The organism is Erwinia sp. S38 (genome assembly GCF_016624545.1).
Classification (GTDB): Bacteria; Pseudomonadota; Gammaproteobacteria; order Enterobacterales; family Enterobacteriaceae; genus Erwinia; species Erwinia coffeiphila.
Genome location: NZ_JACVTS010000001.1, coordinates 35658 through 55206 on the forward strand (window position 1 = coordinate 35658; position 19549 = coordinate 55206).

20 protein-coding genes are annotated in these 19549 nt (G+C 56.5%); 17 read left to right on the forward strand and 3 right to left on the reverse strand.

Annotation, left to right across the window (positions count from 1 at the left end; all coding sequences use genetic code 11):
• Positions 1-189: 189 nt before the first annotated feature.
• From malK to ubiA, 5 genes are all read left to right on the forward strand, one after another.
• The gene (malK, locus tag IBT46_RS00150) at positions 190-1320 is read left to right on the forward strand and encodes a maltose/maltodextrin ABC transporter ATP-binding protein MalK (protein ID WP_200543027.1); all 1131 of its coding nucleotides are present in this window, start codon (positions 190-192) and stop codon (positions 1318-1320) included.
• A 16-nt stretch (positions 1321-1336) separates the two neighbouring features.
• Positions 1337-2620: a maltoporin gene (locus IBT46_RS00155; RefSeq protein WP_105592308.1), complete on the forward strand. Its 1284-nt coding sequence runs from the start codon at positions 1337-1339 to the stop codon at positions 2618-2620.
• 101 nt (positions 2621-2721) lie between these two features.
• Positions 2722-3645 carry a maltose operon protein MalM gene (gene malM, locus IBT46_RS00160; RefSeq protein WP_200543028.1) on the forward strand — a complete coding sequence of 308 codons (924 nt, stop codon included), beginning with the start codon at positions 2722-2724 and terminating at the stop codon, positions 3643-3645.
• A gap of 168 nt (positions 3646-3813) precedes the next feature.
• Entirely contained in the window at positions 3814-4341 is a 528-nt protein-coding gene (ubiC, locus tag IBT46_RS00165) for a chorismate lyase (protein ID WP_200543029.1), read from the forward strand.
• Positions 4342-4360: 19 nt separating this feature from the next.
• On the forward strand, positions 4361-5209 hold the full coding sequence (gene ubiA / locus IBT46_RS00170; RefSeq protein WP_234479886.1) for a 4-hydroxybenzoate octaprenyltransferase: 849 nt from the start codon (positions 4361-4363) through the stop codon (positions 5207-5209).
• Positions 5210-5350: 141 nt separating this feature from the next.
• On the opposite strand, the gene plsB is transcribed toward ubiA, so the two are convergent.
• The gene (plsB, locus tag IBT46_RS00175; protein ID WP_200543581.1) at positions 5351-7774 is read right to left on the reverse strand and encodes a glycerol-3-phosphate 1-O-acyltransferase PlsB; all 2424 of its coding nucleotides are present in this window, start codon (positions 7772-7774) and stop codon (positions 5351-5353) included.
• Between the two features lie 128 nt (positions 7775-7902).
• Between plsB and IBT46_RS00180 the strand changes: the two genes are divergently transcribed.
• The 4 genes from IBT46_RS00180 (at position 7903) to IBT46_RS00195 (ending at position 10852) form a co-directional block, all read left to right on the forward strand.
• Positions 7903-8271, forward strand: a complete 369-nt coding sequence (locus tag IBT46_RS00180; protein ID WP_200543031.1) for a diacylglycerol kinase — start codon at positions 7903-7905, stop codon at positions 8269-8271.
• Positions 8272-8378: 107 nt separating this feature from the next.
• The gene (lexA, locus tag IBT46_RS00185) at positions 8379-8987 is read left to right on the forward strand and encodes a transcriptional repressor LexA (protein ID WP_105592302.1); all 609 of its coding nucleotides are present in this window, start codon (positions 8379-8381) and stop codon (positions 8985-8987) included.
• An 81-nt stretch (positions 8988-9068) separates the two neighbouring features.
• Positions 9069-10397 (forward strand): MATE family efflux transporter DinF, encoded by a 1329-nt coding sequence (gene dinF, locus IBT46_RS00190; RefSeq protein ID WP_200543032.1) that lies wholly within the window; start codon positions 9069-9071, stop codon positions 10395-10397.
• A gap of 245 nt (positions 10398-10642) precedes the next feature.
• On the forward strand, positions 10643-10852 hold the full coding sequence (locus IBT46_RS00195) for a CsbD family protein (protein ID WP_105592300.1): 210 nt from the start codon (positions 10643-10645) through the stop codon (positions 10850-10852).
• 197 nt (positions 10853-11049) lie between these two features.
• Here the strand turns inward: IBT46_RS00195 and zur are convergent, their stop codons facing one another.
• Complete coding sequence (zur, locus tag IBT46_RS00200) at positions 11050-11559, reverse strand: zinc uptake transcriptional repressor Zur (protein ID WP_200543583.1); 510 nt, start codon at positions 11557-11559, stop codon at positions 11050-11052.
• Between the two features lie 211 nt (positions 11560-11770).
• Between zur and IBT46_RS00205 the strand changes: the two genes are divergently transcribed.
• From IBT46_RS00205 to pspG, 4 genes are all read left to right on the forward strand, one after another.
• Positions 11771-12088 (forward strand): type II toxin-antitoxin system RelE/ParE family toxin, encoded by a 318-nt coding sequence (locus IBT46_RS00205; RefSeq protein WP_200543033.1) that lies wholly within the window; start codon positions 11771-11773, stop codon positions 12086-12088.
• Between the two features lie 67 nt (positions 12089-12155).
• Complete coding sequence (nadS, locus tag IBT46_RS00210; protein WP_200543034.1) at positions 12156-12452, forward strand: NadS family protein; 297 nt, start codon at positions 12156-12158, stop codon at positions 12450-12452.
• Positions 12453-12549: 97 nt separating this feature from the next.
• Positions 12550-13599: a tRNA dihydrouridine(20/20a) synthase DusA gene (dusA, locus tag IBT46_RS00215; RefSeq protein WP_200543035.1), complete on the forward strand. Its 1050-nt coding sequence runs from the start codon at positions 12550-12552 to the stop codon at positions 13597-13599.
• A gap of 137 nt (positions 13600-13736) precedes the next feature.
• The gene (gene pspG / locus IBT46_RS00220) at positions 13737-13967 is read left to right on the forward strand and encodes an envelope stress response protein PspG (RefSeq protein ID WP_105592296.1); all 231 of its coding nucleotides are present in this window, start codon (positions 13737-13739) and stop codon (positions 13965-13967) included.
• Positions 13968-14190: 223 nt separating this feature from the next.
• Here pspG and IBT46_RS00225 read toward each other — a convergent pair whose 3' ends face one another.
• Positions 14191-15171, reverse strand: coding sequence for a quinone oxidoreductase (locus tag IBT46_RS00225; RefSeq protein WP_200543036.1), 981 nt, complete (start codon positions 15169-15171; stop codon positions 14191-14193).
• Between the two features lie 98 nt (positions 15172-15269).
• Here IBT46_RS00225 and dnaB point away from each other — a divergent pair, with 98 nt between their 5' ends.
• From dnaB to IBT46_RS00245, 4 genes are all read left to right on the forward strand, one after another.
• On the forward strand, positions 15270-16685 hold the full coding sequence (gene dnaB, locus IBT46_RS00230; protein ID WP_105592294.1) for a replicative DNA helicase: 1416 nt from the start codon (positions 15270-15272) through the stop codon (positions 16683-16685).
• A 153-nt stretch (positions 16686-16838) separates the two neighbouring features.
• Entirely contained in the window at positions 16839-17303 is a 465-nt protein-coding gene (locus tag IBT46_RS00235) for an Lrp/AsnC family transcriptional regulator (RefSeq protein WP_200543037.1), read from the forward strand.
• A gap of 267 nt (positions 17304-17570) precedes the next feature.
• Positions 17571-18188, forward strand: coding sequence for a YitT family protein (locus IBT46_RS00240; protein WP_200543038.1), 618 nt, complete (start codon positions 17571-17573; stop codon positions 18186-18188).
• A gap of 74 nt (positions 18189-18262) precedes the next feature.
• Entirely contained in the window at positions 18263-19456 is a 1194-nt protein-coding gene (locus IBT46_RS00245; RefSeq protein ID WP_172606572.1) for an amino acid aminotransferase, read from the forward strand.
• The last annotated feature ends 93 nt before the right edge of the window (positions 19457-19549 follow it).

The window sequence follows — 19549 nt, forward strand, 5'->3', positions numbered from 1 at the left end:
CACAAAAAACAGCCGTTATTTTTGCCAGTGCCGTCACGAAATTCGCCCGCCGCCCCGATGGTTGATGTCGGGTACGTTTTTCTCATCCTCCTTTCTCCTCCCCCATAAAAAATCCAGCGGTGGAGGAGTTAGCTTTCCGCGCGCTGCCGCACACTCCGGCCATCAACAGTCAGTGGACGGGAGAAGCGGATGGCCAGCGTAGTGCTGAATAATGTCACCAAAGCATGGGGTGACGTGGTGGTATCAGATGCGATTGACCTGACGATTGCCGAAGGGGAGTTCGTGGTGTTCGTGGGGCCGTCGGGCTGCGGTAAATCAACGCTGCTGCGCATGATTGCCGGGCTGGAAGAGATCACCTCGGGCGAGCTGCTGATCGGCGATCGCCGGATGAATGATGTGCCTCCCGCCGGTCGCGGCGTTGGCATGGTATTCCAGTCCTACGCCCTCTATCCCCATCTTACCGTGGCGGAAAATATGTCCTTCGGCCTCAAGCTGGCCGGGGTGGCGAAAGCCGAAATCCAGCAGCGGGTGAATAAAGTCGCCGAAGTGCTGCAGCTGGCCCACCTGCTGGACCGGCAGCCGAAGGCACTCTCCGGCGGCCAGCGGCAGCGCGTGGCGATTGGCCGCACGCTGGTGGCCGAGCCGCAGGTATTTCTGCTCGATGAACCGCTATCGAACCTGGACGCCGCACTGCGTGTGCAGATGCGCATCGAGATCTCCCGCCTGCATAAGCGCCTGCAGCGCACGATGATTTACGTCACCCACGATCAGGTTGAGGCGATGACGCTGGCCGACAAAATCGTGGTGCTGGAAGGGGGACGCATTGCCCAGGTCGGTAAACCGCTGGAGCTGTATCACTATCCTGCCAACCGCTTCGTCGCCGGTTTTATCGGCTCGCCAAAGATGAATTTCCTGCCGGTCAAAGTGACCGCAACCGCTATCGATCAGGTCCAGGTTGAGCTGCCGAATCGCCAGCAGATCTGGCTGCCGGTAGACAGCGCTGGCGTCCTGCCCGGCAGCAATATGTCGCTCGGCATTCGCCCCGAACATCTGCTGCCCAGCGACGTCGCCGACGTCAGTCTTTCCGGCGTGGTGCAGGTTGTCGAACAGCTTGGCCACGAAACTCAGATCCATATCCAGATCCCCGCCCTGCGTCAGAACCTGGTGTACCGCCAGAATGACGTGGTGCTGGTAGAAGAAGGTGCCCATTACGCCATCGGCCTGCCGCCGCAGCGCTGCCATCTGTTCCGTGAGGATGGAAGCGCCTGCCGTCGGCTGCATCAGGAACCGGGTGTAGAAGCACTCCAGCTAAAGCAGTGATAACAGGAGCACAATAATGATTAAGCTGAAATATCCTCTGGCAGTGGCCATTGCGATGGCCATCTCCGGCCAGGCGGCGGCGGTTGATTTTAAAGGCTATGCGCGTTCGGGTATCGGCTGGACCGGTAGCGGCGGCGAGCAGCAGTGTTTTCAGGCTACCGGTGCCAACAGCAAATACCGTCTGGGTAACGAATGTGAAACCTATGCGGAACTGAAACTGGGTCAGGAACTGTGGAAAGAGGGCGACAAGAGCTTCTACTTCGATACCAACCTGGCGTATGCCGTTTCTCAGCGTTCAGATTTCGAAAGCGTCGACCCGGGCTTTCGTGAGGTGAACATTCAGGGTAAAAACCTGATCGACTGGCTGCCAGGTTCTACCCTGTGGGCCGGTAAGCGCTTCTACCAGCGTCACGACGTGCATATGATCGACTTCTACTACTGGGACATTTCCGGTCCGGGTGCAGGTGTGGAAAACATCGATCTGGGCGCGGGTAAACTGTCCATGGCGGTGACCCGCAACGGTGAAGCGGGCGGCTCCTACGGCTTTATCGATAACCAGCAGAAGCAGGTTCCGACCGTTAACGACACCTTCGACGTGCGCGTGGCCGAGCTGAACGTGAACCCGGGCGGCGTGCTGGAGCTGGGCGTTGACTACGGCCGTGCCAACGTGCAGGACGGCTATTCGCTGGCGGACGGGGCCACAAAAGATGGCTGGATGCTGACCGGTGAGCACACTCAGACTATCTACAACGGCTACAACAAGTTTGTCGTGCAGTACGCCACCGATGCGCTGACTTCGCAGCGTAACGGCCGCTCAGAAGGTTCGAGCATCGATAACAACGGCCATATGATTCGCGTAATCGATCACGGTGCGCTGGACTTTAACGACAAGTGGGGCCTGATGTACGTCGCCATGTTCCAGGACCTGGATCGCGACAATAAAAACGGCACCACCTGGTACACCGCCGGCGTGCGCCCGATGTACAAATGGACGCCGATCATGAGTACCCTGCTGGAAGTGGGCTACGACAACGTCAAGTCGCAGGAAACCGGCGAGCGCAACAGCCAGTATAAAGTGACCCTGGCCCAGCAGTGGCAGGCCGGTGACAGCATCTGGTCGCGCCCGGCGATCCGCGTGTTTGCTACCTACGCCAAGTGGGATGAGAAATGGGGTTACGCCACATCTGACGATACCGGCTACACCTCCGGCACCGCCTACAGCGATACCAGCGCTAAAACCTTCAGCCGCGGCAACGACGATGAAGTCAGCTTCGGCGTGCAGATGGAAGCCTGGTGGTAACAGCCAGTCGCGGGCGGACCCGCTCAGGTCCGCCCGATCCTCTTTACCCCCGACACTGCATTGCCTGGCGGGATCGGGGTGGCCCGTTTAAGGAACATAAAATGAAAAAAAATCTGCTGTCACTGTGCCTGATCGCGGGGCTGACTTCCGCATCGATACTGCCCGCTACGGCGGCAACCTTTACGTCGCCGCAGAACGTCGCGGTGGCTCCGGCCATTCCGGCCTCTGCGCTGCAGCGCCTCTCCTGGCTACCGGTAACGCCACCGGCCAGTAACGATATTGCACTGAACGCTTCCTCCCAGAGCCTGAACCAGGGGGAAATTACCGGTCCGGTTGCGGCCGTGACCCTGCCCGCCGATCGCGGATCGCTGGAAATTACTCTTACCAGCGTGGTGAAAGATCGCCGCGTCTATGTGCCGAACGTGCTGGTGTTGGACGAACAAATGCGCCCGGCCGCCTTCTATCCCGGCAGCTACTTCCCGTATCAGAAACCCGGCGTGGTTTCGCAGGACAGACTGGAAGGGACGCTGAAACTGACCCCGGCACTGGGGCAAAAACAAATTTACCTGCTGGTGTACACCACCCGCCAGGATCTGACGACTACCACTCAGCTGACCAATCCGGCGAAGGCCTATGCCGAAGGCGTGGGTAACGCCGTGCCGTCCATTCCCGATCCGATCGCCAGCCACGTCACCGACGGCCAGATTACGCTGAAGGTGAAAGCGGAGCAGGGCAGCGGTAACGTGATGATCGGCCAGGTGTTCAACCAGCCACAGCCGCAACCGGTGGTGGTTGGCAGTACGGCGGCCCCGGCAGCGGTCGCTGCTGCGCCTGCACCAGCGGCCCCGGCGGCGAAAGCGGAGCCGATGCTCAGCGACACGGAAACCTACTTCAACCAGGGCATTCGCCAGGCGGCGAAGGCGGGGGATATCGACAAAGCGCTGCGTCTGATGAACGAGGCCGAACGTCTGGGCTCCACTTCAGCACGGCAAACCTTTATCAGCAGTGTGAAAGGCAAGGGATAACATCCCCATATTGCTGGGCTGGCTCCATGACTGGTGCGCCGTGCGGCGCACCTTTTTTCCTTCCTTCTTTGCTACCGATAAATTTCTGCGTAATTGCCCCGCTTTGATAGGTTTGGCTCCGGTGTCTGCGTTACACTCTGCTTCTGAATTTTTTTGCGGAGAAATGCGATGGCTGAGAACGCGCTGCCGCTATTGCGCGCTATCGACTGGCTACCCGAATCATCGCCCCTGTTAACCGCTTCCCTGCTCGACTGGCTGATGGAAGAAGACTCGATGACCCGGCGTTTTGAACGTCACTGTCAGCAGGTGACCGTTAACCTGCTGCGCGAAGGATTTATCACCGCGCAGGAGGCCGGAAGCGATGCCGAACTGCTGCCCGCTGACCGCCGTTTCTGGCTGCGGGAAATCGAACTGTGCGGCGATGGCGTTCCCTGGCTGGTGGCACGCACGCTGGTGCCGGAATCCACCCTGATCGGCCCGGAGCAGAAGCTGCAGCAGCTGGGCACCGTGCCCCTCGGGCGCTATCTATTTACCAGCTCGACCTTAACCCGTGATTTTATTGATGTTGGTCGCAGCGGAAACCTGTGGGGTAGGCGTTCGCGCCTGCGCCTGTCGGATAAACCGTTGCTGCTGACGGAACTGTTTTTACCGGCATCTCCCCTGTATGCCAGGCCGAACGTTAAGGAGAATCAGTAGCGTGGAGACCAGTCTACAAATGAGTAAGCTTTCTGCCTATATCCGTCTGATGCGGATTGATAATCCTATCGGCTGGCTGCTGCTGCTGTGGCCGACCCTGTGGGCGCTGTGGCTGGCGGGGATGAAGGTGCCGCCTCTTAACGTACTGATTGTCTTCGTGCTGGGCGTATTTTTCATGCGTGCGGCAGGCTGCGTGGTCAATGACTTTGCCGACCGCAAAATCGACGGCCATGTGAAACGCACACGAGGACGTCCACTGCCGAGCGGTGCGGTCACCAGCAATGAGGCAAAGGTGCTATTTATCTGCCTGCTGCTGGTTTCCTTCCTGCTGGTACTGACCATGAACAGCATGACCATCTGGCTGTCGCTGGGCGGGCTGCTGCTGGCGTGGATGTATCCGTTTATGAAGCGCTACACCCATCTGCCGCAGGTGGTACTGGGCGCGGCCTTTGGCTGGGCCATTCCGATGGGCTGGGCGGCGGTAAACGAAACCCTGCCGTTAACCTGCTGGCTGCTGTTCCTGGCCAATATTTGCTGGACGGTGGCGTACGACACACAGTATGCGATGGTTGACCGCGACGACGACCTGAAGATCGGCGTGAAGTCGACGGCGATCCTGTTTGGGCGTCATGACAAGCTGATTATCGGACTGCTGCAGTTGGCAACCCTCGCCCTGCTGGCGCTGACCGGCTGGCTGAGCGGTTTAGGCGGCATTTTCTACTGGGGACTGTTACTGGCAGCCGTACTGTTTGTACACCAGCAGAAGCTGATTGCCGACCGTCAGCGTGAGAAGTGCTTCCAGGCGTTTCTTAACAACAACTATGTTGGGCTGGTGCTGTTTGTCGGGATTGCACTGAGCATCTGGTAGCTGGTGTAGCGGTAATCATTCCGCGTCGCTATGTGGCGGGTACAGGTGAGTAGCAAGCCGCGCACACGAGTCTTTCAGATAATAGAAAAGGGGCGAACCTTGCGGTTTGCCCCTTTTTTCGTGTCAAACCCGTCTGTGATATCAGTCGTGGGCGACCGCACTCTCAATCGTCATGCGAACATCCTGCGTCACCAGATCTGCCAGCAGCTGATAAACCTTCTGGGTCTGCTCAACCTGCGCATCACCGGAGTCACTGATGTAGCCTTCATCGCGCAGCGTCAGCACCAGTGAGGTAAACACGGCTTTATCAAAGAACTCAGGCGCATTGATACCGTGCAGCACCGACAGGCGCTGAGCCATGGTGCGGCTCTCTTTCTCCAGCGTACCGCGGTTAATCGCCGGGTTAGCGCTAAGAATAGAGAAGGTAATTGCATAGCGCTGCAGGGTTTCACGCACGCCGGCGGCCAGCACCTGTAGCGTACGGAAGCGGCCCGGGATCAGGCGCAGGCTGTTCTCTTCGGCCAGCAGCAGGCCCTGACGCGCCATTTCGGCGACCAGCGCATCCAGTACCGCAGGCAGTTCGCTGATTTCCCAGCGCAGGAACAGTTCGCTCTTCAGCATCGGATAAATAACGCTAACCTGGCGCAGCAGCTCCTCGCGGCTCAGTTCGCGATGCTGCATCAGAATGGCGGCGATCAGCGACGGCATCACCAGCATGTGGTGAATGTTGTTGCGATAGTAGGTCATCAGAACCGCCTGCTCGCGCGGCAGAATGACGATCTCACCGATGCTGTCCTGCTCCAGCTCAAACTTGTTCATGCCAAGCGCGTGTTCCAGCAGGGCTTCGGCACTGACGTCCGGCACCGTAGAGTCGCTGGAGTAAGGCACGTTGCGCAGCAGCTGGAGATAACAATCCAGCTGCTCGGTGAGCTGCTCGCGGGTCATCGAACGCTGGCGCGATGCCAGCAGTGCCGTAACGCACAGGTTGATAGCATTGGCCGCACCGGCATTGTTGATACGTACCATCACTTTCTGGGCGATATCGTTGACCGCCGGAGTCAGCCACGCCGGGCGCTGGGCTTCAATCGGATCGATAGAGTCGCGCCATTCCGGCACGCGCTGGTTGAGATACGTCACTAGCGGCAGAGGTTCACCAAAGTTGACGTAGCCCTGGCCGAGGTTGCGCAGTTTACGCAGGCCGCGAACCATCGACATAAAGCCTTCTTTCTCTTTGGTCGCACCGCGCAGCTCCTTCGCGTAGGTCCCCACTTCCATCACGTGTTCATAGCCGATGTAGATGGGGACCAGCGTGATTGGGCGGTTGCCGCCGCGCAGCATGGCCTGAATGGTCATCGACAGCGTGCCGGTTTTCGGATCGAGCAGGCGTCCGGTGCGCGAACGGCCACCCTCCACGAAGTACTCAACCGAATAGCCACGGGTAAACAGTTCACCCAGATATTCGCGGAACACCGTGGAGTAGAGCTTGTTGCCCTTAAAGGTACGGCGAATAAAGAACGCACCCAGGCGGCGGAAGATCGGGCCGGCAGGCCAGAAGTTCAGGTTGATACCGGCAGCAATATGCGGCGGCACCAGCCCCTGGTGATAAAGCACGTAGGAGAGCAGCAGGTAGTCCATATGGCTACGGTGGCAGGGCACATAGACAATCTCATGCCCGTCCTGCGCCAGCTGGCGCACGCGCTCGCCGCCGCTGACGTTCAGGCCCTGATACAGCTTGCTCCAGGTCCAGCCCATCACACGATCGGTCAGGCGGATCGCTTCATAGGAGAAGTTAGCTGCAATCTCTTCCATCAGCTCAACGGCGTTCTGCTGGGCCTTCTCATGGGAGATTTTCTTGCTGCGTGCTTCATCTTCCACCGCTTTGGCAATCGCCTTGGACTGCAGGAGCTTATTGAACAGATCCTGACGCACCGGCAGGCGCGGGCCAACGGCGGCCAGCCGCTGACGGGCGAAGTGCATACGCGCCACGCGCGCCAGCTTCTGCGCGATGGTTTTATCGGTACCGTGCTCGGTCGCCATGCGGCGCAGCGAGACGATAGGCGAGAAACGCACAAAGCTGTCGCGACCCAGCCAGATCACCGCAAAGAACTTCTGAATGCCGTTCAGCACCCGCAGATGCGGCTGCTCAACACCCTGAACTTCGCGCCCCGGCGCACGGCCAAACATCACCGATACCGGCACCATCTGTACATCCAGATCGGGATGATTACGGTGCAGGTCCAGATAGTCATGGAACAACTTGACCGACTCAAGGTTCGGTACGAAATAGGGGAACACGCGCGGACCGTCATGGATAAACACATAGCGGGGCAGCACGGTGCCGTCGATCTCCAGCGGATGCAAAGGATCGGGGAGATCCTGTTTGCGGCACTGTTCGCGCAGGGCAAGGAGATCGGCCTTTGAATCATAAGGCAGCACATACATAATAGGGCGAGAAGTATCAAGCCCAAGCTCGGCAACCGGTTCGGCCGGGATTGCCTTACTTTTTACCAGGAATTTCACTGGCAGATTCAACAGTTTGTAATATAAATTACGCCAACCTGACATAGACAACATGAAGCCTCTTGTTAGCAAAGCGCCGCAAGCATACCAGAAAGCGCTAACAGAATCTGTGGTGTTGCAAAATGTGCTACACCCTCTCATTGACGTTAAACTTCCCAAAGGGTTCCCTGATTATGGCAAATAACGCCACCGGACTGACTCGAATTGTAAAAGCAGCGGGCTATTCCTGGAAAGGTATACGTGCTGCCTGGCAGCATGAAGCGGCATTCCGGCAGGAAGCGATTGCTGCCATCATCGCCATCCTGATCGCCTGCTGGCTGGATGTGGATGCCGTGACCCGCGTGTTGCTGATTGGCTCCGTCGTGATGGTGATTATTGTTGAAATCCTTAATAGTGCGATTGAAGCGGTGGTTGACCGTATCGGCAGTGAAATTCATCCACTGGCCGGGCGTGCCAAAGATATGGGATCTGCCGCTGTATTATTAAGCATAATATTGGCAATTTTTGTGTGGGCAATGTTATTGATTGCACATTTGCGATAGGTTTTCCGAAATTCAACAAACTGCTGTTTTTTAGCCAGCTTTGGGTTTCCAACGCGCAAATACCTGTATATACTCACAGTCGACTGTATAAACAACCAGGGGGCGGGATGAAAGCACTAACGGCAAGGCAGCAGCAGGTTTACGACCTGATTCGCGACCACATTAACCAGACCGGTATGCCGCCGACGCGGGCAGAAATCGCCTCGCAGCTCGGCTTCCGTTCCCCGAATGCGGCTGAAGAACACCTGAAAGCGCTGGCCAGAAAAGGCGTGATTGAGATCGTTTCCGGCGCATCACGCGGTATTCGCCTGATGATGGAAGAAGTCGATGGCCTGCCGCTGATCGGCCGCGTTGCCGCTGGCGAGCCCCTGCTGGCCGAGCAGCATATCGAAGGCCACTACTCGGTAGACCCCGAACTGTTTAAACCCAATGCGGACTTCCTGCTGCGCGTCAGCGGCATGTCGATGAAGGACATCGGCATTATGGATGGCGATCTGCTGGCGGTGCATAAAACGGAAGACGTGCGTAACGGACAGGTTGTTGTGGCGCGTATTGATGACGAAGTGACCGTTAAGCGTCTGAAGAAGCAGGGTAACATCGTTCACCTGCTGCCGGAAAACAGCGAGTTTCAGCCGATTGTTGTCGACCTGCGCCAGCAGACGCTGACCATTGAAGGTCTTGCCGTCGGTGTTATCCGCAACGGTAACTGGCTGTAATTTCCCGCTGAATCTGACGCGTCGCCCTCTGCGGCGCGTTTTTGCGATCCCTCATCTCTCTCTGCTTCCGGTTGGAAAACCATGCGACTGCTGACGGCTGCCGATAAAAACCTCTGGCGGCTGGCGCTGCCGATGATCCTCTCCAATATTACCGTGCCGCTGCTCGGTCTGGTGGATACCGCCGTTATTGGACATCTTGATAGCCCAACCTATCTGGGCGGCGTGGCGATTGGCACTACCATCACCAGCTTCCTGTTTATGCTGCTGCTGTTCCTGCGCATGAGCACTACCGGGCTGACCGCACAGGCGTTCGGCGCGAACGACAAACCCGCTCTGGCCCGTGCGTTAATGCAGCCGCTGCTGCTGGCACTGCTGGCCGGTATCACCTTTATTGTGCTTAAAGCGCCGCTGACCCATCTGGCGTTGGGGCTGACCGGAGGCAGTAAAGACGTGCTGCACCAGGCCGATTTGTTTATGCAGATCCGCTGGCTCAGTGCGCCCGCCACGCTGGCAAACCTGGTATTACTCGGCTGGCTGCTGGGCGTACAGTATGCCCGTGCTCCGGTGATCCTGCTGGTGGTGGGCAACCTGGTGAATATCCTGCTGGATCTGTGGTTTGTTATTGGCCTGAAGTGGGGCGTTCAGGGCGCTGCGGCGGCGACGGCTATCGCCGAATACGTCAGCCTGCTGGTCGGGCTGCTGCTGGTGTGGCGGGTGATGGTGATGCGTGGCCTGTCGCTGCGTCTGCTGCTGAGTGCATGGCGCGGTAATCTGGCCCGCCTGCTGAGGCTGAACCGCGACATTATGCTGCGTTCGCTGCTGTTGCAGGTGTGCTTTGCCTCACTGACGATTTTCGGCGCGCGGCTCGGCAGCGATATTGTTGCCGTCAATGCGGTGCTGCTGATGTTTCTGACCTTCACCGCCTACGCGCTTGACGGCTTCGCCTATGCGGTCGAAGCCTGTTCGGGAGAAGCCTTTGGTGCGGGAAACAGCCAGCAGCTGCTCAGCGTCTGGCATGCGGCCTGCCGCCAGTCCGGCGTTGTTGCGCTGGCGTTCTCGTTGATTTACGCCTTCGGCGGCGAGCATATTGTCGCGCTACTGACCTCTCTGGAGCCTCTTCGGGAACTGGCCGATCGCTATTTATGGTGGCAGGTGGTGATGCCGCTGGCCGGCGTAGGCTGCTATCTACTGGACGGCATGTTTATCGGTGCCACCCGCGCCAGCGAAATGCGTAACAGCATGGTGGTGGCCGCAGCAGGCTTTGGGCTGACGCTGTTTACCGTTCCGCTGCTGGGCAATCACGGTCTGTGGCTGGCGGTGACGGTATTCCTGCTGCTGCGCGGTATCAGCCTGTGGTTTATCTGGCAGCGACACTGGCGAAACGGTACCTGGTTTGCCCTGTCGCGCTGACAGACATATTTGCTTACTTCTCCCTGAATAACGGCCAGCTTGCTGAACGGGCTGGTTTTTTTTGATTTCTTGCGTTGGGTTTCAGGCTTTTAAGGCACTCCGATTGGCCCGTGCGCAGCATCTTCCGAAATTTGCACTACAATTATCTGTAAGTTCGGCGTTTAGTCAGATAATTATCTGGTTATTGAGCGGAGTGACGAATAGAAATATCCCAGACCATTAATCTCAGCCAGAAGGAGTCTGTTATGAATAACGATGAAATCAGCGGCAACTGGAAGCAGTTTAAAGGGAAAGTGAAAGAGCAATGGGGCAAGCTCACCGACGACGACCTGACGGTGGTTGAAGGTAAACGCGACCAGCTGGTCGGTAAGATTCAGGAACGCTATGGTTACCAGAAAGACCAGGCCGAGAAGGAACTTCGCGACTGGGAAAGCCGCAATAATCACCGCTGGTAACCACACTTAATTCAGGAAGAAGCTCCTACCCCCTGGCACAAGGAGGTGCCGACAAAGCGCTTTACATACCTTCTGTTAGATCTTGACGTATCAATCTTCAGTCTGCGGCAAGCGTATCATTGCCAGCTCGTTTACCTTCCGCGCTCGCAAACTAAATATCTTTCTTGTGGGACTTTTACATTCGCAGGTCGGCTATCTCAGCGCCCGCGTTTCTTACCCTGCACGCTGTGATCGTGATCGCAGGCATCCTGATGGGTACAGGCTTCCACTTCGCTGCACTTCTGGCAAAAGCCGTGCGCTTCAATCACGCTGTGGGCCAGGGCAAAGCCGGTTTTCTGCGCCAGCTTTTTGAGGATCTCTTCAACGCCATCGGCATGCTGTTCGGTAACAGAACCACAGCGATCGCAGATCAGCATTGCGGAAGTGTGCGACGGCTCTTCGAAATGGTGGCAGACCACGTAGCTGTTGGTGGACTCCACGCGGTGAATAAAGCCCTGCTCCAGCAGGAAATCCAGCGCCCGGTAAACGGTAGGTGGTTTAGCCTGAGGTTCCGATGCCCGCAGTAAATCCAGTAAATCGTAGGCGCTAATCGAAGCGTTGTGCTCGGTCATCAGGCGCAACACTTCCATACGCTGCGGCGTCAGCCGCACGCTGCGCTGCTGACAAATGACTTCCGCCTGCGACAGGATTCTTTCGGCACTGGTAATATTCATCGTTTTTCCTCAGGCATGATCAGGGTGATATTTTATCACGTCTGCCACAAAACGCCGAATTTGCCGTCGCTTCGCGTTTATAGAGACGCATTCCAGAAAAATAAAATGGATCATTAAAAATGTACCATGTACACTTATTCTGATTGATAATTGTACTGCTCCCGAATAGCCTGTTTAGCAGGAGATATCAACTTCAGGGAGTGACATGCTTACTTTTATTGAGCTGTTGGGTTTCAGTAAACGGCGTCAGGACCTTTTGCCGGATGATGAGTTTATGCTGTTTCAGGAGCTGCTGATTGATGCGCCTGAAACAGGGGCCATTATCACTGGGACTGGTGGGTTTCGTAAGATTCGCTGGAGTCGACCGGGCATGGGAAAGCGCGGCGGCGTGCGGGTGATTTACTACTATGTCACGAGCAGAGGTAGGATTTATCTTGCGCTGGTTTATCCAAAAAATGAGCAGGATGAATTATCACAAGAGCAAAAGAAGGCGCTAAAAAAGTTGTCCGACATGCTGGTGTAACGCTGCAAGATGTCTGCGGATTAATCAGTAGCTTTGCTAACCTGTCAACGAGGTCGATGAAACAGAGATGAAAGACGAATTATTTGCCGATCTGCTGGCCAGTGCAGAGGAGATGGTAAGAATCGAGCAGGGTTTGGAAACGCCAGCGCCGGAGCATATTCATACTTATAGTGATATTGATGTCAGAGCAATACGAGAAGTGACCGGTTTGAAGCAGCAAGATTTTGCCGCCGCTGTGGGCGTTAGCTACGATTTGGTCAAAAGCTGGGAAATGAAACGGCGTCAGCCTACCGGTGCACCAAGAAAGTTACTGCTATTGCTACAGGCAAACCCTTTAATTATCGATCAGCTGAAAGCCATCTGAATCGTTGATGTGATGGCTAAATTTTCGCCTCTGCTCACTGAACCCCACTGTGTTATAGTAGGACATGTTTTAGTCCATTTTCCGCCAAAGAATATAAATGCATCAGAATCAAGAATCACAATCCATGCCTCTGAACACCGCTAACGCTGACGGGCTGGAAAAATTCCCTGCACATCGCTTCTCCATCGCTCCGATGCTTGACTGGACCGATCGCCACTGTCGCTACTTCCATCGCCAGCTGACCCGTCAGAGCCTGCTCTATACCGAAATGGTCACCACCGGCGCGATTATCCACGGCAAGGGTGACTATCTGGCCTACAGCCAGGAAGAGCAGCCGGTCGCGCTGCAACTGGGCGGCAGCGATCCGGCCGCGCTGGCGCAGTGCGCGAAGCTGGCGGAAGAGCGCGGCTATAATGAAGTCAACCTTAACGTCGGCTGCCCGTCGGACCGCGTGCAAAACGGTCGCTTCGGTGCCTGCCTGATGGGCGAAGCGCAGCTGGTTGCCGACTGTATCAAAGCGATGCGCGACGTGGTGGCGATCCCGGTTACGGTAAAAACTCGCATCGGAATCGACGACCAGGACAGCTATGAATTCCTCTGCGATTTTATTCGTAAGGTATCGGAAGAGGGCGGCTGTGAGACGTTTATTATTCACGCGCGCAAAGCCTGGCTCTCCGGTCTCAGCCCGAAAGAGAACCGCGAAATTCCACCGCTGGACTACGAGCGCGTGTATCAGCTGAAGCGTGATTTTCCGCATCTGACGATGTCGCTGAACGGCGGCGTGAAATCACTGGCGGAAGCAAAGGTCCATTTGCAGCATCTGGACGGCGTTATGGTCGGGCGCGAAGCCTATCAGAACCCAGGAATGCTGGCGCACGTTGACGGCGAACTGTTTGGCAGCACGCAGCCGGTTGCCGATACGGTTGCGGTGGTACGGGCGATGTATCCGTACATCGAGCGCGAACTGGCTGCAGGTACTTATCTGGGTCACGTTACCCGACATATGCTGGGCCTGTTCCAGGGCATTCCCGGTGCGCGCCAGTGGCGTCGCTACCTCAGCGAGAATGCGCATAAAGCCGGTGCGGGCGTCGACGTTGTTGAACAGGCACTGTCGCTGGTTGCCGATAAGATCGTGGTTAACGCTTGACCATAGATTGAGTAAATTGACCAGGTTAACATTAGCCTGGTCGAACCTTCCTGATATAATTCAATGAATTACGTTTCTCGTCGTTATGGCACGCTTCTTGTAATGTCTCATCCAGTAATTATTGATGGGAGAGTGCAATGATTGAGATTCTGTTTGTCCTCGGTTTCTTTCTGATGTTAATGCTGACCGGCATTTCAATACTGGGGATCCTGGCTGCGCTGGTCGTCGCTACGCTGGTGATGTTCGTCGGTGGGCTGTTCGCGATTGTGATTAAATTGTTGCCATGGCTGCTGCTGGCGGTCGCTGCGGTGTGGTTGTATCGAACCTATATTAAACAGCCGGATAGTAACGGCAATCGCTTATCCTGATGATATCAAGGGCTTGTGATGAGCATGGGTGGGCTAATGCGCTCTGGATCACATCGTGAAATATTATTCAGCACAATTCGCAATTAAACATATTTTTTACTTATAAATTCTGTCAGGATGACTGGATTGAAACAAAGCGTATTCATCGCCGCTGACCCTACACCCAGCGCGAACTAAAAAAAGAAAGAAACAAAAGGGGCTTCCGTAAGGAAGCCCCATTTTTTTATGGGATAAGCAGGCTGGAACCCTGAGTTACACGGCTTTCCAGCGCCTGATGTGCCTGACGGGCATCGACCAGTGCGAACTTCTGCGATTCCGGCACATCGACCTTAATCGCGCCGCTGGCCAGCAGGGAGAACAGCTCATTGCTGGCCTGGGTCAGCGCATCGCGGGTAGTGATGTAGCCGTACAGCGAAGGGCGGGTGACGTACAGCGATCCTTTCTGGTTCAGAATAGCCAGATCCACCCCGGTCACCGGGCCGGAAGCATTGCCAAAACTGACCATCAGCCCACGCCTTTGCAGGCAGTCGAGCGACGCTTCCCAGGTATCTTTACCCACCGAGTCATACACCACGCGCAGCTTTTTCCCCTGGGTCAGCTCGCTGACGCGCTCGGCAATATTCTCTTCACGATAGTTAATGGTGGCCCAGGCTCCGGCATCTTTAGCCCGCTGCGCCTTTTCGGCGGAGCCTACGGTGCCGATCAGATGTGCGCCCAGCGCCTTCGCCCACTGGCAGGCAATCAGCCCAACGCCACCGGCGGCAGCATGGAACAGGAAGCGTTCGTCGGGCTGTACCACGTAGGTTTGCCGCAGCAGATAATAGACCGTCAGGCCCTTAAGGAATGAGGCTGCGGCCTGCTCAAACGAAATCGCATCGGGTAGCAGCGCCACTCTGTCCACCGCAACGTTGTGCACCTCGCTGTAGGCACCCAGCGTTGCCTGAGCATAAACCACGCGATCGCCCGGCTTCAGCACCGTCACGCCCGGGCCTACGCGCCGAACGATACCGGCGGCTTCGCTGCCCAGCCCGCTCGGGAGGGAAGCGGGATACAGACCGCTGCGCACATAGGTATCAATATAGTTAATGCCTATCGCCTTATTCTCAATCTGCACTTCGCCGGCCAGCGGATCGGCAGGATCGAAATCGATCGCCTGCATCACCTCCGGCCCGCCGTGCTGGCTGATTTGTATACGTTTTACCATGCTCACTCCTGTGGATTACGACTTAATGCAGGAGGACGGCAGCGGCGCAAACGAGTATACTTACGCGTCCCCCACAAGATTTTTGGTAGCACATCACTATGGCAGGAAATAAACCCACCAACAAATCCTTCGAAAACCGAGAGCCGCGCGATCGCCAGATGGAAGGTCTGAAGCTGCCCCCGCACTCGCTGGAAGCTGAGCAGTCGGTGTTGGGCGGTTTAATGCTGGATAACGAACGCTGGGATAACGTCTCTGAACGCGTGGTGGCGCAGGACTTCTTCAGCCGTCCGCACCGCATGATCTTTGCGGAAATGCAGCGCCTGCTGGAAATGGGTAAACCCATTGACCTGATTACGCTCTCCGAATCGATGGAAACCAAAGGCGAACTCAGCATGGTAGGCGGCTTTGCCTATCTTGCCGAGTTGTCGAAAAACACGCCAAGTGCGGCGAATATCGGTGCCTACGCCGACATCGTGCGCGAACGTGCCGTGGTACGAGAGATGATCTCGGTAGCCAATGAGATTGCCGACGCGGGCTACGATCCGCAGGGGCGCAGCAGTGAAGATCTGCTCGATCTGGCGGAATCCCGCGTATTCCAGATCGCTGAAAACCGCGCCAACAAAGATGAAGGGCCGAAAAGCGTCGATCAGATCCTCGAAGCCACCATCAGCCGTATCGAATCGCTGTATCAGACACCGCACGATGGCGTGACCGGTGTGGATACCGGCTATCAGGACCTCAATAAAAAAACCGCCGGGCTTCAGCGTTCGGATCTGATTATCGTCGCCGCGCGCCCGTCGATGGGTAAAACGACCTTCGCGATGAACCTGTGCGAAAACGCCGCGATGCTGCAGGATAAGCCGGTGCTGATTTTCAGCCTCGAGATGCCCGGCGAGCAGATCATGATGCGTATGCTGGCCTCGCTGTCGCGCGTGGATCAGACCAAAATTCGTACCGGCCAGCTCGATGATGAGGACTGGGCGCGTATTTCCAGCACCATGGGGATCTTGCTGGAAAAGAAGAACATGTTTATCGATGATTCATCCGGTCTGACCCCGACCGAGGTGCGTTCCCGCGCACGCCGCATCTTCCGTGAGCACGGCGGTCTTAGCCTGATTATGATCGACTACCTGCAGCTGATGCGCGTGCCGTCGCTGTCGGACAACCGTACGCTGGAAATTGCTGAAATTTCCCGCTCGCTGAAGGCGCTGGCGAAAGAACTGCAGGTGCCGGTAGTGGCGCTGTCCCAGCTGAACCGATCGCTGGAGCAGCGTGCGGATAAGCGCCCGGTCAACTCCGACCTGCGTGAATCCGGCTCCATCGAGCAGGATGCCGACCTGATCATGTTTATCTACCGTGATGAGGTGTATCACGAGAACAGCGATCTGAAAGGCGTGGCCGAAATCATCCTCGGTAAACAGCGTAACGGCCCGATCGGCACGGTGCGCCTGACCTTTAACGGCCAGTGGTCGCGCTTCGATAACTACGCCGGTCCGCAGTACGACGACGAGTAATTTAAAACGTGAAACGGGCGGCTCCGCGTGGGGCCGCCGTTCCCCCCGCTTTAATCTGCGTTTCATCCCCCGCGAAAAATAGTGTTGGACAACACGACAAAAAATACGGTTATCTGTCAGTAAGCTGTCCCCTGATACCGGCATGGAATGACGATGACCCAGATCGATGATTTTGACTTTAAGATACTGACTTTACTGGAAAGCAACGGGCGGCTGACCAACCAGGAACTGAGTGACCTGGTCGGGCTATCCGCCTCGCAGTGTTCTCGCCGCCGCATCAATCTTGAGCAGGCGGGCCTGATCCTCGGTTACCACGCGCGGCTGTCGCCGGATGCGGTCGGCATGGGGGTGATTGGCCTGATTGAAGTGCGCCTGATCAACCACACCCAGGAGTACGTTGACAGCTTCCACCGCATGGTGGCAGAGCAGTCGGCGATCGTTGACGCCTACAAAACCACCGGCGATGCCGATTATTTGCTGAAGGTGGCGGTGGCCGATCTTGCGGGGTTGAGTGCGCTGATTAGCCAGCTGGTGGCCGGGCATAAAAGCGTGGCCCACGTGAAAACCTCGGTGGTGCTGAACCGCCTGAAAGAGAACGGCATGCTGGCGCAGGTGTGAGTACAATGCACAGTATTGGTGCAATCGATGCACCAATACTGTGCGTATGCATCATTGTTGATGCATAAATCGTGCGAAAAAATCACAAACCATGCGTGAAATAACGGCGAAATTTGATTTTTACGCACAAAATGTAAAATTAAAGCGCATTTTATTCAACGGGTTAATTCTTCGGGACGATTCAGGGGCCATCGTGCACTCTGAAATGGTGCGATTTTTGCTAACTATCAGGGAGATAATCGCACAACTTAGCCCCCGAGAAACAAGATGGATAACGTCGTAGAACAACCCGCAAAAATCCCCCATACCCTGGTCGAAGACATCATGGCGATCGTGCTGGGCACGCTGATGGTCTCCTTCGGCGTGACGCTGATGAAGCAGGCCGGTGCGCTGACCGGCGGCACGGCGGGGATCGCTTTCCTGATTAGCTACATCACCAAAAGTACCTTTGGTCTGGCCTTCTTCGCCATCAACCTGCCGTTTTACTGGCTGGCGGTGAAACGTATGGGCTGGGCGTTCACCATCAAAACCTTCTGCGCGGTCGGCCTGGTGTCGCTGTTCTCCCAACTGCACCCGATGTTTATTCATTTTGCGGCACTGGACCCATTTTATGCGACATTGTTCGGTAACGTGGTAACGGGCATTGGGTTTATAGTGTTATTCCGCCATAAGGCCAGCCTGGGTGGCATCAATATCCTCGCGCTGTGGCTGCAGGATCGCTACGGCATCCGCGCCGGTAAGCTGCAAATGGGCGTCGACACCTGCGTGGTGCTGGCTTCGCTGTTTGTGGTCAGCCGCGAAATGCTGGTGGCCTCAATTATTGGCGCACTGATCCTGAACCTGATTATTGCCATGAACCATCGCCCGGGCCGTTACTTCGTGTAATATCCTCTGGATGACTATGTGACGCGGGGTTAACCGCCGTCAGAATGACTGATTATTAAATGGAGATCTGCACCGTGTTTCAAAATGTTGATGCCTATGCTGGCGATCCAATTCTCACCCTGATGGAAACCTTCAAGCAGGACGATCGTGCGCACAAGGTCAATCTGAGCATCGGCCTTTATTACGACGCACAGGGTGCAATTCCGCAGATGGATGCCGTGGCGAAAGCGGAAGCCCTGCTGAACGCGAAGCCGCAGATGGCGTCACTGTATCTGCCGATGGAAGGCCTGCCGCCTTACCGTAGCGCGGTGGCTCCTCTGCTGTTTGGCGCGGAACATCCTGTGCTGAAAGCGGGCCGCATCGCCACCATTCAGACGCTGGGTGGTTCAGGTGCATTGAAAGTGGGTGCTGACTTCCTTAAACACTACTTCCCGAATTCACAGGTCTGGGTCAGCGATCCAACCTGGGAAAACCACGTGGCTATCTTTGCCGGTGCCGGCTTCACGGTGAATACCTACCCGTGGTATGACCCGGAAACCAACGGCGTGAAGTTTGATGCGCTGCTGGAAAAACTGAACTCCCTGCCTGCACAGAGCATCGTGCTGCTGCATCCGTGCTGCCACAACCCGACCGGTGCGGACCTGAATAACGACCAGTGGGATAAAGTGACCGAAGTGCTGAAAGCGCGCGAGCTGATTCCGTTCCTCGACATCGCCTATCAGGGCTTTGGCGGCGGCATGGAAGAAGATGCCTACGCGATCCGCGCTATCGCCGCTGCGGGCCTGCCTGCGCTGGTCAGCAACTCCTTCTCGAAAATCTTCTCGCTGTACGGCGAACGCGTCGGCGGTTTGTCAATCGTCTGTGACGATGCGGAAGAAGCTTCTCGTGTGCTGGGCCAGCTGAAAGCCACCGTGCGCCGCAACTACTCCAGCCCGCCGAACTTCGGTGCGCAGGTCGTTTCCTGCGTGCTGAACGATGCCGATCTGAAAGCCAACTGGCTGGCGGAAGTGGAAGCGATGCGCGTGCGCATCCAGGAAATGCGCCAGACGCTGGTGGACGTGCTGGGCGAGGCTGTACCGGGTAAAAACTTCGACTACCTGCTGAAGCAGCGCGGCATGTTCAGCTACACCGGCCTGAGCGCGGCTCAGGTTGATCGCCTGCGCAATGAGTTCGGCGTTTACCTGATCGCCAGCGGCCGTATCTGCATCGCCGGTCTGAACCACAACAACGTGCGTCAGGTGGCCGAAGCTATCGCTGCGGTAATCTGATGTTCTGCTGGCCGGGAACTCCTGGCCAGCTATTCTTATCTGCCAATCTGCCAATCTGCCAATCTGCCAATCTGCCAATCTGCCAATCTGCTG

Coding starts and splice junctions, on each gene's coding strand:
- dusA (WP_200543035.1), top strand. CDS start 12,550: ATGCATCAGAATCAAGAATCACAATCCATGCCTCTGAACACCGCTAAC.
- IBT46_RS00240 (WP_200543038.1), top strand. CDS start 17,571: ATGGATAACGTCGTAGAACAACCCGCAAAAATCCCCCATACCCTGGTC.
- dnaB (WP_105592294.1), top strand. CDS start 15,270: ATGGCAGGAAATAAACCCACCAACAAATCCTTCGAAAACCGAGAGCCG.
- ubiA (WP_234479886.1), top strand. CDS start 4,361: ATGAGTAAGCTTTCTGCCTATATCCGTCTGATGCGGATTGATAATCCT.
- IBT46_RS00195 (WP_105592300.1), top strand. CDS start 10,643: ATGAATAACGATGAAATCAGCGGCAACTGGAAGCAGTTTAAAGGGAAA.
- ubiC (WP_200543029.1), top strand. CDS start 3,814: ATGGCTGAGAACGCGCTGCCGCTATTGCGCGCTATCGACTGGCTACCC.
- plsB (WP_200543581.1), bottom strand. CDS start 7,774: ATGTCAGGTTGGCGTAATTTATATTACAAACTGTTGAATCTGCCAGTG.
- IBT46_RS00155 (WP_105592308.1), top strand. CDS start 1,337: ATGATTAAGCTGAAATATCCTCTGGCAGTGGCCATTGCGATGGCCATC.
- malM (WP_200543028.1), top strand. CDS start 2,722: ATGAAAAAAAATCTGCTGTCACTGTGCCTGATCGCGGGGCTGACTTCC.
- IBT46_RS00205 (WP_200543033.1), top strand. CDS start 11,771: ATGCTTACTTTTATTGAGCTGTTGGGTTTCAGTAAACGGCGTCAGGAC.
- IBT46_RS00225 (WP_200543036.1), bottom strand. CDS start 15,171: ATGGTAAAACGTATACAAATCAGCCAGCACGGCGGGCCGGAGGTGATG.
- pspG (WP_105592296.1), top strand. CDS start 13,737: ATGATTGAGATTCTGTTTGTCCTCGGTTTCTTTCTGATGTTAATGCTG.
- malK (WP_200543027.1), top strand. CDS start 190: ATGGCCAGCGTAGTGCTGAATAATGTCACCAAAGCATGGGGTGACGTG.
- nadS (WP_200543034.1), top strand. CDS start 12,156: ATGAAAGACGAATTATTTGCCGATCTGCTGGCCAGTGCAGAGGAGATG.
- IBT46_RS00180 (WP_200543031.1), top strand. CDS start 7,903: ATGGCAAATAACGCCACCGGACTGACTCGAATTGTAAAAGCAGCGGGC.
- lexA (WP_105592302.1), top strand. CDS start 8,379: ATGAAAGCACTAACGGCAAGGCAGCAGCAGGTTTACGACCTGATTCGC.
- IBT46_RS00235 (WP_200543037.1), top strand. CDS start 16,839: ATGACCCAGATCGATGATTTTGACTTTAAGATACTGACTTTACTGGAA.
- dinF (WP_200543032.1), top strand. CDS start 9,069: ATGCGACTGCTGACGGCTGCCGATAAAAACCTCTGGCGGCTGGCGCTG.